Source organism: Krasilnikovia sp. M28-CT-15, assembly GCF_047159595.1.
Lineage (GTDB): Bacteria > Actinomycetota > Actinomycetes > Mycobacteriales > Micromonosporaceae > Actinoplanes.
In genome coordinates, this window is sequence record NZ_BAAGAK010000001.1 from 226,762 (window position 1) to 240,163 (window position 13,402).

At 66.5% G+C, this 13,402-nt stretch carries 8 protein-coding genes; 4 read left to right on the forward strand and 4 right to left on the reverse strand.

The window, feature by feature from the left end; all coding sequences use genetic code 11:
• Positions 1 to 15: 15 nt before the first annotated feature.
• From ACMCNO_RS01100 to ACMCNO_RS01110, 3 genes are all read right to left on the reverse strand, one after another.
• Positions 16 to 4,026 carry an SGNH/GDSL hydrolase family protein gene (locus tag ACMCNO_RS01100; protein WP_412747560.1) on the reverse strand — a complete coding sequence of 1,337 codons (4,011 nt, stop codon included), beginning with the start codon at positions 4,024 to 4,026 and terminating at the stop codon, positions 16 to 18.
• Positions 4,027 to 5,079: 1,053 nt separating this feature from the next.
• Positions 5,080 to 6,159 (reverse strand): inositol-3-phosphate synthase, encoded by a 1,080-nt coding sequence (locus ACMCNO_RS01105; RefSeq protein WP_412753572.1) that lies wholly within the window; start codon positions 6,157 to 6,159, stop codon positions 5,080 to 5,082.
• Positions 6,160 to 6,179: 20 nt separating this feature from the next.
• A complete protein-coding gene (locus tag ACMCNO_RS01110) occupies positions 6,180 to 6,782 on the reverse strand; it encodes a PadR family transcriptional regulator (RefSeq protein ID WP_412747561.1) in 603 nt (200 codons plus the stop codon).
• A 178-nt stretch (positions 6,783 to 6,960) separates the two neighbouring features.
• Between ACMCNO_RS01110 and ACMCNO_RS01115 the strand changes: the two genes are divergently transcribed.
• Positions 6,961 to 7,428 carry a DUF5318 domain-containing protein gene (locus ACMCNO_RS01115; protein WP_412747562.1) on the forward strand — a complete coding sequence of 156 codons (468 nt, stop codon included), beginning with the start codon at positions 6,961 to 6,963 and terminating at the stop codon, positions 7,426 to 7,428.
• A 188-nt stretch (positions 7,429 to 7,616) separates the two neighbouring features.
• Positions 7,617 to 10,385 carry a transglycosylase domain-containing protein gene (locus ACMCNO_RS01120; RefSeq protein WP_412747563.1) on the forward strand — a complete coding sequence of 923 codons (2,769 nt, stop codon included), beginning with the start codon at positions 7,617 to 7,619 and terminating at the stop codon, positions 10,383 to 10,385.
• Between the two features lie 388 nt (positions 10,386 to 10,773).
• On the opposite strand, the gene ACMCNO_RS01125 is transcribed toward ACMCNO_RS01120, so the two are convergent.
• Positions 10,774 to 11,064 carry a hypothetical protein gene (locus ACMCNO_RS01125; protein WP_412747564.1) on the reverse strand — a complete coding sequence of 97 codons (291 nt, stop codon included), beginning with the start codon at positions 11,062 to 11,064 and terminating at the stop codon, positions 10,774 to 10,776.
• Between the two features lie 56 nt (positions 11,065 to 11,120).
• Here ACMCNO_RS01125 and ACMCNO_RS01130 point away from each other — a divergent pair, with 56 nt between their 5' ends.
• Together ACMCNO_RS01130 and ACMCNO_RS01135 are read left to right on the forward strand one after the other, a co-directional pair.
• A complete protein-coding gene (locus tag ACMCNO_RS01130; RefSeq protein WP_412747565.1) occupies positions 11,121 to 11,573 on the forward strand; it encodes a DUF2690 domain-containing protein in 453 nt (150 codons plus the stop codon).
• 326 nt (positions 11,574 to 11,899) lie between these two features.
• Positions 11,900 to 13,402, forward strand: a complete 1,503-nt coding sequence (locus ACMCNO_RS01135) for a glycosyltransferase family 87 protein (protein WP_412747566.1) — start codon at positions 11,900 to 11,902, stop codon at positions 13,400 to 13,402.

Below are 13,402 nucleotides of genomic sequence, written 5' to 3' on the forward strand. Positions count from 1 at the left end.
CCACCTCCCGTCCGATCAACTGCCCATCGTCCGCAGTGTGGTGTTAAGCGCGTCGCGGTAGAGCCTGCCGCCGCGTTGCGTCGGGTGGAATGTGTCCGACGATGGGCCGTTTGGCTTCTCACCGGGACCCTTGGTGAATTTCACTCCATGGATTCCCCAGTCCAGATCGGGCAAGGCGCACACGCCCTTACCTTCGAAGGCAGGAATCGGGTTGGCGTACCACACCTTCATCCCGGTCTGCCGCGCTGTGGTAGCGATTTCATTCTCCAGCGCGGCCATCTCCACGGCTGATTGGTTCAGCCACGCGGTCTCCGTAGGGCTAATTCCGATTCCGATCGGGCCGGTGACGTTGAGACATGTTCCGGGCGCCTCGAGCAACTTCGGATAGCCCATCAGGACGACCTTCGCATTCGGCGCCATCGTGGTGATCGCGCGAAGCATGGTCACCAGCGTCGGCCGAAGCTTCTGCTCCATGACCTCCGGCACGTAATCGCGGAGCCGATGTCCTTCGTCGTCGTCCTGCTCCATGCAGTCGGGAATCGACAGCGACATGTAGCACTGCTGCACGACGCCGCTCCAGCCCACGTCGTTTCCGCCGACGGTGATCGTCACCAACGTGGTGTTCTCGTCGAGGAACCCGGAGTCCATCTGGGTCACCTCGCGCATCGACCCCCCGGCCCGTCCTGCCGCCTCTCCCCACCCGTTGGTGAACGGCCGGCCCGTGTCCGGGTCGTTGATGACACGCCCCGTGATGGGATTTTCCGCGCTGGGGAGCATGTGTTCGCTCTGGGTGCCGGAACAGGCGACCATGTGGTAGTCCATCGACTTGTCCTGGTCGTTATCGCGTTGCCCGATGGTCCGCGAGTCATCCGCCAGCGTGCCCTGCCGGGACCACGCGTTGGGCGAGCGATGGCAGCCGTTGCGGAACGCATTGTCACCCGAGGAACTGCTGTTGTGATTGGAATCGGGGTAGTAGCCGGTGACCTGGTCGTCGACGATCCCCTCGCCGGACGAGTACGAGTCACCCATCGCGACGACGAAGTCCGTCGGCTTCTTCGGCAGTGGCTGGAAAGCGACGGCGTCCCAGACGATGTTGTCCACACCGGCCGTCGAGTCCTCGGTCCGAGTGACATTGCTCAGCGAGACGGACGGCTTGCCCTGCATCTGGAAGGCGCCGAGTGACACCCACTCGCTGCCTCCGCGGTGCTGGCCGATGACCCGCCACTTGTAGCGAGCGGCGGCGGGCGCGTTCTCCCCGCGGTCGATCTTGTAGTGGGCCTGCTGGGATTCACCGATCGTGTGCGGAAGGTGAACCCACACCTTTGCCCACTGGTTCATGGGCTGCTCCAAGGCCCACCGCCCGGTCACACCGACCTTGCTCAGGTTGTCGAGGGTGACGCTCTCTTCGTGCGAGAACCAGACGTGACCGTTGAGTCCGGTGCCCAGCTGGTGGAAGTCGATCTTCGACGGGTAGTCCACCGCGGTGCCGTTGAACGTCAAGGAGAACTTGCCCTGGGTCGACACACGGCCCGGGGAGCACTCGTCCGATCGCACGAGCGGGCTGTCGGATTCCACGTCGTCGACGATCAGCGACCCGTCGGGTAGCCCCTGTCGGGTACAGATCGGCGGGTAGTGGTTTCCGCGGGCCGGTTCCGGCGACCCGGCCGTGTAGTTCGGATTGGGGTTCTCGAACCCACAGGTGTCGTCGCAGTTGGGTTCCCAGCTCGCGGGCCAGTGCCACCAGCAGTGATAGTCCGTGTACTTGCAGAGACCCGCGCCGTTCGGCTGGCCGTTCGCCGTCGTGCAGTTGTTCTGCGCGCTGCAGAACGTGGTCAGCGGCGGCTTCATGCCCAAGGTACGCAACGGCCCGGTCTTCCAGAACGCCTGACGGTATGCGGCCGTGTAGAAGCCCGGCCGCCGGTAGTCCGACTTGACGATCGGGTAAGCCGCCCATCCCATGATCTTCTCGGGGTACGGCCACCGCTGGGGATTCGCCGCATCGGCCTGGCCGTTGTTGCCGTCACCGTCGCCGTCGAGGAACGGCTTGCGGTTGAACGGATAGTCGGGGTTCGCCGGGTTGTTTCCCCAACCCAGTCCCCAGTTTCCGCGGCTGTCGGTACACGACGGGCCGGGGCTGCATCCGGTGGTGTTCCCCGTGGAGGCTTGCGGGTTCAGCCCGCTGTTGTACGCCCAGACCGCGGCGAACCAGTTCTCCGGTCGGGCCGCATTGCCGTCGTTGATGGTGATACCGGCGTTGCGGGTGGTGTTCCACTTCTCCTGCAGGATGCGCAGACCTGCGGCGATGTTCGTCGCGTAGTCGACCGCGATCGCCTTCTGCTCGTCCGCGGGCCGTGCCTTCTCGCCGGGCTTGGTGCGCCCGGCCTTGCGCATGCCGTCGGTCACCTGAGACACGCCGTACCCACAGTCGGCCTTCTCGAAGTTGATCGACCAGCCGGTCCGGTTGCCGTAGTAGGCGCCGACCAGCGGGTTGCCGGGCACGCCCTCGAGTGCGTGATACGACGCCTGCCACAGGTTCGACTCCTGGGCCAGAATGCCCAGCAGGATCTGAGCCGGAACATGGCCGCCGCCCGCCAGGTCGATCGGCTTCTCAAGTGCCTGCGGAGACCAGGCGGGCAGACCCGAACCATGCCAGTTCTGCGGGCGCGTCAAGGTGAGGTTGCCCTGAACCGCAAGGTTCGCGGCCCATTCCACCTGGGTCCACATCGGCTGTTCGACCTGCGCGGTGAGATCGTTCCGGGAGACCGCACAGTATCGGTCGGACTCGGTCGGATCGGTGGCGGACCCGGCGGTGGCTGCGGCGGCCACCCTCTCCGGGGCTCCCAGCGCCTTGAGTTGCGGAGCCGGGCGCTGACCCTGGTCCTGCCGCGCGCTGACGCGCTCGGTGGGATCGACCGCGAAGTCCGCGCTACGTCCGGTAGCGCGGAAGGTCGCGTGGAGTCCGACCGTTTCGCTGCCGTCCTCGTCCGCGGGCGCGTCGGCGGCGCGGTCGGCGGGCGTGAGGATCGCCGCACCGGTGGTCGAGATCTCCGCGTCGGTCGGCGAGGTGATCGGAGAGACTCCTTGCGGCAGCGTGCCCACCTGCTGCGGCTTGCCGGTGATGAACACCCGGCCGCCGGTGCCACGTGCCAGCGAGACGTCCGACAGCGACCCGCGTCCGATCTCCTGGACGGTGGCCTTCGCTGCGGCGAGATGACGCACCACCGTGGTCTGTTCGGCGCGTTCCAGGTAGGTGAGCCCACCGTGGCCATCGGCAGTCAGGTGCGCGATCGCGCCCGCCGCCTTGGTGAGCGTCGATGCCTTTCCATCATGGTTGATGGAGAGGATGCGCGTGCCGTCATAGGCAGCGATCTTGTCGAGGACCGGAACCGCTGAGGTGACCTGCCCGGGTAGCTCGACCCGGGTGGTGATCTTCCGCGCGGCGGTGTCAACGACGTGGATGCGGGTCCGGCCCAGCTCAGCGGCGCCGCTCTGCGTCAGCGTGGCTGTCTCGTCGGATCCACAGCCGGGGTTGTAGTAGGCGATGCTCACGTTGATGTTCAGCTTGGTGACCTCGCCCGAGGCCATGTCGACCACAGCGGCGAAGGCGCCCTGGTCGAAGAGATTCGTCCGGTTGGCGAAGTGCCTGGGTTCGTACACCACGACGGCGCGCTTACCGGAACCGGTGAGACACGCATTGCCGATCCACTGGTCGGTGATGATGTCCGGCTCGGCCAGAGTCGCCACCGTCCGCCAGGTGTAGCCGGCCTTCGCGTCGGCCGCCAGCAGATGCAACCCGGTCGCGTCGCCGGCGGTGGTCCACATGCGGTCGCCGGAGGTCTTCCAGTCCTTGCCGATGACGCCGGGGCGGTCGGCTGGGGCCACCCCATCGGGGGCCTGCGAACCCTGCTGCGCGGGTGGCGGGGTGGGAGCTGCCTGCTGCGGGCTCGCGGCCGCCGCCCGGCCACCGGTCAGTCCGGCGGTAGCCGCCAGGCTGGCGACCAGCAACGTGCCTATTCGTCGTCTCACATGACCCTCTTCTTAGACATGGATCGCTGTTGACATGGGTGGGCACCGCCTCGCGAGGACGCTGCTTCCGTCGTCGAAAGGTCGGGACCCGAGCAGAGAAATCGACCGGAATGTGGTCAGTCGGGGGGAAGCAGCATGCGTGCCGGGCACATGAAAGATCGGCCGACCGCGGATGTCCCGGTCGGCCGTGTCCGATGTGCACTGCGCCGCTCTGTCTGCCCGCCTCACCACGTGCGGGTGCGGCGTCGAGTTAGGCCATCGGAGGTGATGACGCCGCCAACTGTGCTGCGTCCGGGTGGCAGTACTCAGATGAGCGTTTCCAGCCCACCGCGATGGAGGCGCACCCCGATGCTCATGCTGATATCCGACCCGTTAGCCAAGCAACGGGTGATGCGGTTACCGCTTCGTTCGGAACATCGCCAACCAAGCTCCCCGTAGTTTGACTGATGTCTCTTTGGTTGTCGGGCAGGTGCCGCCACAGACCCTAGGAGCGATAGCGGAGTATGTCAATTCATAAGATCCTCAGCGCATGCCGGCCGCGCAGAACCAGTAGCCTGACGCCAGCCGTTGTGGCGACCGTTGGGCGCTGCGTTGTTCACATAGGGCAGTCGCATCGCTCGGTGGTCACCGCCCGCAGTGGTGCGGGGGGCGGCACGAAAATCGGTGGCGCGGTCGGTGCCGGCGGTGCAGAATGCTGGCCCGAGGTTGTCTGACTGGAATCAACATCGCTGTGGCCATGCGTACTGTCGCCCGAGCATGATCGGTGCTGCGACCAATTAAAGCGTTTGGTATCGCTCGATGAGGACGGCGCGCTGTCCTCATCGTGATTGTTCATCTGCGTCCGTCGCGAAGGCTGTGTGCGCAATTCCACGCTCCGCTTCTCGCTCCCCGGCCACGCTGGAATTGAATGGCCGGCAGAACGCCTGCCATCGCCGCAGCACCGGATGCACGACAAACGTCGAGGACGCAGCGCGTGGCTGCGTCCTCGACGTCAATTCACAGAGCCGATCGTGGGCTCCGGGCGGGGTCCCTCGACGCGGATCCTCGGCTTGACTAGCGCTCGATCTCGCCGCGGATGAACGCCTCGACGGACTCCTTGGCGTCGTGGTCGTTGTACTGCACCGGCGGCGACTTCATGAAGTAGGAGCTGGCCGACAGGATCGGCCCACCGATCCCGCGGTCCTTGGCGATCTTCGCGGCGCGTACCGCATCGATGATCACACCGGCGGAGTTCGGCGAGTCCCACACCTCAAGCTTCAGCTCGGCGTTCAGCGGGGTGTCGCCGAAGCTGCGGCCCTCCAGCCGGATGTACGCCCACTTGCGGTCGTCGAGCCACGGCACGTGGTCCGACGGCCCGATGTGCACGTCGCTCTTGAGCATCTCGTGCGGGATCTGGCTGGTCACCGACTGGGTCTTGGAGATCTTCTTGGAGACCAGGCGGTTGCGCTCCAGCATGTTCATGAAGTCCATGTTGCCGCCGAAGTTGAGCTGGTACGTGCGCAGCAGCTCGACCCCGCGGTCCTCGAACAGCTTGGCCAGCGCCCGGTGCACGATCGTCGCGCCGACCTGGCTCTTGATGTCGTCACCGACGATCGGCAGGCCCGCATCCTCGAACTTCTTTGCCCACTCCGGGTCGGAGGCGATGAAGACCGGCAGCGCGTTGACGAACGCGCAGCCCGCGTCGATCGCGGCCTGGGCGTAGAACTTGTCGGCCTTCTCGGAGCCCACCGGCAGGTACGAGACGACGACGTCGACCTCGGCGTCGCGCAGCGCCTGGGCCACGTCGACCTCCTCGGCCGAGGACTCCTCGATGATCTCCCGGTAGTACTGGCCCAGACCGTCGAAGGTCGGGCCGCGCTGCACGGTGACGCCGGTGGGCGGCACGTCGCACAGCTTGATGGTGTTGTTCTCGCTGGCAACGATCGCCTCGGCCAGGTCCATCCCGACCTTCTTGGCATCCACGTCGAACGCCGCGACGAACTTCACGTCGGAGACGTGGTAGTCGCCGAAGGTCACGTGCATGAGACCCGGAACACGGTCGTTCGGGTCGGCGTTGCGGTAGTACTCGACGCCCTGCACGAGGGACGAGGCGCAGTTACCCACACCCACGATGGCGACGCGGACGGAGCCCATCGCGATTGCCTCCTTGTTCATCACGGCCGGTCCTGGTGCGGACGCGGGTTCTCGGGGGATGTCTCCGCGGCCGGTGTGGCCGGGGACCGGCCGGAGCGCTCGTTCGTGATGAGCTCCTCCAGCCAGCGGACCTCGCGCTCGCACGCTTCGAGTCCGTGTCGTTGCAGTTCGAGGGTGTACGCGTCGAGCCGATCCGCGGCCCGGGAGAGGACGTCACGCAGACCCTCCCGGCGCTCCTCGATCCGGCGGCGGCGGCCTTCGAGGATCCGCAGCCGGGTTGCCTGGTCAGTCCGGGCAAAAAACGCAAAATGTACGCCGAAGCCGGCGTCGTCGTAGGTCTCCGGGCCCGCCTGGGCCAACAGCTCCGCGAACCGCTCCTTGCCCTCGGCCGTGATCTTGTACACGATCCGGCCGCGTTTGCTGGTCAGCGGTGGGACCATCGCGTCCTCCGGCGCGGTCTCGCTGATCCAACCGGCGGTGTTCAAGCGCTTCAGCGTGGGGTACAAGGTGCCGTAGCTGATCGCGGCACGGATGGTCCCCAGCTTGGTGGAAAGCTCCTTGCGTAGCTCGTACCCGTGCATGGGGGCCTCCTGAAGGAGGCCGAGGACGGCGAGTTCGAGCACGTCGCCACCTCCTCGCCGGATCTGCGGCCGCACATTGCGGGACGATGTATCGGGCCGATACATCGTCACGTTAGAACGCGAGCGCTCCGGCCGCAACATGATCGCGGCTACGCGGTCACTGCGCCACGCTGAGTGACGCCTGTCGCCGTACGGGACACGAGCGCGTACTCTCTTCGCCATGCGCACGCAGCGGCAGGTCGTCGACTACTCGCTTCAGAAGCGGGCGCTGCTGCGTGACGTGCGTAACGGCAAGGTCGGAACGCTTGAAGTCTGCGATGCGTCGCCGTACCTGAAGAATGCAGCCAGATTCCACGGCGAGCCCACGGACGAGCGCTGCCCGATCTGCCGTCACGACAACCTCACCCTGGTGCACTACATCTATGGCGATGAGCTCAAGCAGTCGGCTGGACAGGCACGCAAGCTCGCGGAGCTGCCCGTGCTGGCCATGACGCTGCGTGAGTTCCAGGTGTTCGTCGTGGAGGTGTGCCGCTCCTGTGCGTGGAACCACCTCACCGAGCAGTATCTGCTCGGCCGGGATGCGCTCAACGCCGACGAACTGGACAGGGTCGAGGCCGTCGCCTCGGCTTCCTCGGGCCGCCACCACGAGGCAGGGTCGTCGTCGCAGCGCCGGGAGGGCCGATGGTGACTCGCCCCCCTAACGCCAACGTCGACACGACCCCGACCGACACGGGCATCCAGCGCCGCAATCGGTCATTCTTGGCATCTGACAGCGCGGCTGCGCGGACGCAGCCCACGACGACCGCTAGTGGCGCAGCCCCCGGAAGCCCTTCCCGGCTTTTCGGGCGTGCCACCGCGACCGGTAGGTGTGACTGAATGAATTCGAACGGCGACTCGCAGTCAGCACGCGCCCGGGCCCGAGTGCCCGGGCCGTCCGCTGCTACCGGCCCGGACGGCGACCCGTCCCGCGCTGCAGCCCGTCCTGCCCCGGACGCGTACCGGCGTGGCACCGCAGGTCAGGCCAGCGTCGGGGCGCCGCGCGGCTCGGCGTCGGTCGGAGCACCCGCCGGCCGCGCCGCGGTCGGCGCCGCCTCAGTCGGCTCGGCGCGGGTCGGCGCGGCGTACGGCGCCGCGGGCGGCACCGGATCGTACGGTGGCCGGGCCGCCGTGGCCCGTGCCGCGGTGCGTCCGTCGGCCGGTCCGGACGGCTTCGGCGGGTTCGACGAGCACGGTGGCGGCGGCGTGGGCCGTCCGAACCGCAAGGACTTGACGAAGGTTGCCAAGCGCCGGCGGCGCACCAACGTCCTCACGGCGGCGGCCGCGGTCGTGGTCATCCTGCTGGGCGCCGGCGTCGTCGGGGGCACCTGGTTCTTCGACGGTGTCGACCTGCCACAGCAGAAGTCCGAGGACCAGTCGACCACCGTTCGGGACAGTGACGGCAAGGTTCTCGCCAAACTCGGCAGCCAGAACCGGACCGTCGTCCCGGATGCGGCCATCCCCGTGATGGTTCAGCACGCCGTGGCGGCCGCCGAGGACAAGAACTTCTACGACCACCACGGCATCGACTTCCTCGGCATCGCCCGGGCCGCGTGGAACAACTTCACCGGCGGCGACAAGCAGGGCGCCTCGACGATCACCCAGCAGTACGCGCGGCACGCTGCCGACCTCAAGGACATCAGCTACAACCGGAAGCTGCGCGAGGCGGTGATCGCCCGCAAGCTCGAGTCGAAGTACAACAAGCAGAAGATCATGGGCCTCTACCTGAACTCGGTGTACTTCGGCGAAGGCCGGTACGGCATCGAGGCGGCGGCGCAGGGCTACTTCGGCAAGTCTGTGCTCGCCCCGCCGGACAGCCCGAGGGCGCTCACGATCTCCGAGGCGGCGGTTCTCGCTTCGATCATCAAGCAGCCCGAGCCGGTCAAGGGTGGCCACCAGGGATTCGACCCGAACATCAACCCGCAAGCGTCGAAAGACCGTTGGCAGTACACCCTCAACAACATGCTGGAGATGAAGTGGATCTCCCCGGAGCAGCGTGCCGCCGCGGTCTGGCCGGACCGGAAGTTGGGGCTGCGTCCGATCGAGAAGGGCAAGTCCAGCGGCGACGCCGCTAACAAGCCGGTCGGCATGATCATCCGGCATGTCAAGCAGGAACTGCGCGAAATGGGCATCGACGACGACGAGCAGCGTCGCGGCGGGCTCGACATCAAGACCACCATCGACCCGGACATCCAGAAGGCCGCGGAGGAGTCCGCGCGGCGGTCCAGCGATGAGTCTCCGATGCACGACAAGCCGAGTTCGTACCAGGCTGCGCTCGTCGCCATCGATCCGTCCGACGGCCAGGTAAAGGCCTACTACGGCGGCGACGATCCCAATGGTCTCGACTACGCGGGATACATGAAGGGCGACACGGGGGAAATCGATGAAAAGGGCGGCGGCCAGTCGCCCGGCTCATCCTTCAAGCCGTACACGCTGGCGGCGGGCCTGAAGAAGGGCATCTCGTTCGAGACCCACTGGAATGGCAATCTGGAACGCCTGCAGGGCGGGAAGATCAGCAACGCGGGGGCGGATCCCGGCACCGTGTGTAATGGTCAGATCGCGTTCTGTCAGCTGGAGAAGGCGACGATTCAGTCGTACAACTTCCCGTTCTACTGGATCGCCGAGAAGCTCGGGCCGTCGGCGGTGTTGGAGGCGGCGAAGTCGGCAGGCATCCGCCACATCTGGACCGACAGCCTCAAGAGCAATCCCCAGGGCCTCATGATCGACCTGGACAAGACCGACGCTTCGACCTGGAACAAGTACTTCGCTCCGGAGACCGGCTTCGGCCAGTACCGGGTCCTGCCGCTGGAACACGCCAACGGAATCGCGACCCTCATCAACGGCGGCGTCTACCACAAGGCCCATTTCATCTCCACGGTCAGCCGCCGCGATGAGGTCACCGGCAAGATGGTCGCGTTCTGGCACGAGAACGTCAAAGGTGTTCCGGAATTCCCCGCGGACCAGATGAGCGACCTGCTGGGCGTCATGCAGAAGATCCCGGACCACGCGAACAAGGTGCTGCGCAACAACCGGCCTGCCGCGGTCAAGACCGGCACCTGGGAGTACAACATCAAGAAGAAGGGCGAAACCGTTCGCGGCAACGGTGACGCGTGGATGGTTGGTGGCATCCCACAACTGGCCGCCGCGGTCTGGATCGGTGGCGCTAAGGGGAAGGTCCAGCTGAAGCAGGGACCCGACGGCACCGGCAAGGGCATGATCGGCGGCAGCACGCCGGGTGCGGTGTGGAAGATGTTCATGGACAAGGTCACGGACAAGCTCGACTGGAAGGTCGAGCGCTTCCCGGAACGTCAGCGCACCGGTGATCCCAACAGCCCGTTCCAGAACGGCGTGGCGCCCCCGCCGCCGGTCGAGCAGCCGCAGTGCCTCATCGGCTTCCTCTGCCCGGGCGGAAACAACAACGGCGGGAACAACGGCGGAAACAACGGCGGCGGGAACAACGGCGGGAACAACGGGCCCGGCGGTGACAACGGTGGCAACAACGACGGTGGAAACAACAACAACGGCGGCGATCCACCCACCACGTTCCCCGGCCAGTTCCTCAACGGTAATACGCCGGATACCAACAGCACGCCCGGAGCCGGCGGGTAGCACAATGGGCCGGGTTCGATCAAAGAGCCCGGCCCATCATGGTGAATTCGCTGGCGCCTGGGACCATCACGGACGAAAAGGGGCAGGATGCTGCCCAACGGTGCCTTGACCTGACTCGCCGATGGGCATGTTCGACGACCCCTGCATGCACCTCGCGATCCTGTTAAGAGGAGCGTGCAAAGTCGTGGGCGCGTGGCTGGATGGATCAGCCACGGTTCGGGCAGACGACGTGTCCCTCGCCTCGTCCGGCCGGTATGGACTGCGAACAGTTTCCGAGCCGGGTGTTGGACACGGCGGTGCACGCCGTCGTGCCGACCCCACCACTGTCGCATCTCGACGGGCAGTAGCGCCCCGCTGACATGTTCGACCGCGTCCAGGCCGTCGTCACTCAGGTCCAGCGTTCACCGTTCCTGGATTGCGCATAGTCGACGATCCGCTTCTTGATGTCCGCCACCGGGCTGTCGCCACGGATCACCGCAATCACGATGGCGCCTGAGTTGTCGCTGGCAACTGTGGTGCGGGTCCTACTGCAGAAATTCAGATGCCGACCCAGTTCTCGGCCGGATAGCATCCATCGGCGCTGGACGATCGAGAGGCCTGACGGGGCCTGCCATGGCAATCCCGCGTCGGTGACCACTGTGGTTCCGGCGCGCGACCGCGTCGGCGCGTCCACGGCCATCCGGTGCACAGTGGAGATCCGGCAATCGCGCGACAAGGAAACGGGGACTCGTAGTCTTGCTGAGGATTAGAGCAACTCTCCTGATCAGTGTTTTGTTTGCCATCGCGGCAAGCTTCATGGTTGCCTCTCCGGCACAGGCTGCGCCTGCCGGGTGCGGAGCGATCTGTGACGGCAAGGATCCGCAGTCCTACAAGGTTGGCGGCAGGGCCGGCTCGCCGACGTGCGGCTCCGATGCAGTGACGAAGGGGACGTTCTCCGGCGTCGAATTGCGATACAGCCCGTTCTGTCGGACCGCCTGGGCCAGGAACACAAGGACCGGAATGTTGGGCTACGTCACCGTGGAAAGCTTCGACTCGAGCGGTAGGAAGCGCCTGACGTACGACGATGGGGATTCCACCTGGACTCGGATGGTGAACGACAAAGGCATGAAAGCACGTGCGTGCCGGTGGGAGTACGACAGTGAGTTCGACAACACGCCGAACCTCCTGGGCTGTACTGCCAAGTTCTGAGTGAGACCGACACCGATCGGGCGGGCCGCATCGCGACCCGTCCGATCGATCAGGACGTCCGCCGAGGACCGCCGTCTGCGGCCGTTCCCGGGATCATGCCGACGCGCGGGGCGCAGTTTCAGGTCGTGATCCTGGCCGGCGGTGCGCCCGGCACATCCGTTGATTCCCCCACCCCGCCTTTGCGTCGTCGTCTGGTCATTGCGCCGACGGCCCACTCGGGTCCGGTATCCACCTCACATTTCACCACCTACGGCGGAACCCAGGCGCGGGGCAGTTCGGCGTGCGGCGCCCTCTTCGCGCGTCCGGGTAGGGCATGATTCCCAGTCATGAGCACGCAGTCGTCCACAGACGTCGAACGGTCCGGATCGCAGGACCACCCCGCATCCTCGGACGGCTTCGTGCGCGGGCTCTCCGAGGCGATCGGCGGGCCACTGGGCGGCCATGCCGTGCCGCCAGAGGCCCGGCCGAACCGCTTCTGGACGGCGGCGCGGATCGTCCTCGCCCTGACCTGTCTCACCCTGGCGCTGCACTGGGTGCAGAAGTCGCCGTGCCAGGACGGCGACTGGCAGAAGAACATCCAGTACACGCGGTTCTGCTACACCGATGTGCTGGCGCTGTACTACGCCGAGGAACTCAACCAGGGCAAGGTGCCGTACCGGGACCACGCCGTGGAGTATCCGGTGGTCACGGGCTATTTCATGGGGGCGCTCGGGCTGCCGGTGCACGCGCTCGGCCAGAAGTTCCCCGGCATCAACCAGGGCAAGTGGTTCTACAACGCCAACGCGTTCGTACTCTGCGCACTGGCGGTCGCCACCGCCGCGGTCATCCTCGCTCTGCGGCGCCGCAGACCCTGGGACGCCGCGATCTTCGCGTTGTCACCGATCCTGTTCGTCACCGCCACGGTCAACTGGGATTTCCTGGCCATCGGACTGGCCATGTTCGGCCTGTACGCGTGGGCCAGGCGGCGGCCCGCGCTCGCCGGGATTCTGCTCGGCCTCGGCGGGGCCGCCAAACTGTGGCCGCTGTTCATCCTCGGCCCGATCCTCGTTCTCGGGTTGCGCTCCGCCCGGCTGCGGGCCGCCTTCACCGCCATCGGTACGGCGGTCGCCGCGTGGGCGATCGTCAACCTCCCGGTGTTCCTGGCCTACCGGACAAGCTGGAACCGGTTCTTCGACCTCAACACCGAGCGCCCCGTCGACTGGGGCACGTTCTGGTACATCGGTCGCTACCTCGACGGCAAGTGGAACACCGGCACCCCGGGGAACCAGGGCCCGTTCCAATGGCTCAGTGACCACGTTCCCGCGTTGAACTGGGTCACGTACGCATTGTTCGGTCTGAGCTGCCTGGCCGTCACCGTGGTGTGCATGCTGGCGCCCCGGCGCCCGCGTCTGTCCCAGGCCGCGTTCCTCGTCGTTGCGGCGTTCCTCATCTTCAGCAAGGTGTGGTCCCAGCAGTACGTGCTGTGGCTGCTGCCGCTGATCGTGCTGGCCCGCCCGCGGTGGGGCGCGATCCTCGCCTGGAGCGTCGCCGAGATCGGGTACTTCACCGCGTTCTATGCCGAACTGCTCGGGGCCGGCGGCAAGCCCGTCATTCCGGAGGGGACGTTCGTGCTGGCATCGACGCTGCGCCTGATCACCGTGGCGGTGCTCTGCGGGTTCGTGGTGCGGGACATGTGGCGGCCGGAGCGGGATGCCGTCCGGAGCACGTACGCGGACGATCCGGACGGTGGTGAGCTGGACGGAGCACCGGACGCACCGTGGGTGGCCCAGCTGCGCCGGCCGCAGCGCCCGTCGACCCCGCAGCCGCCCGAGGTGCCCGTCACCGTCTGA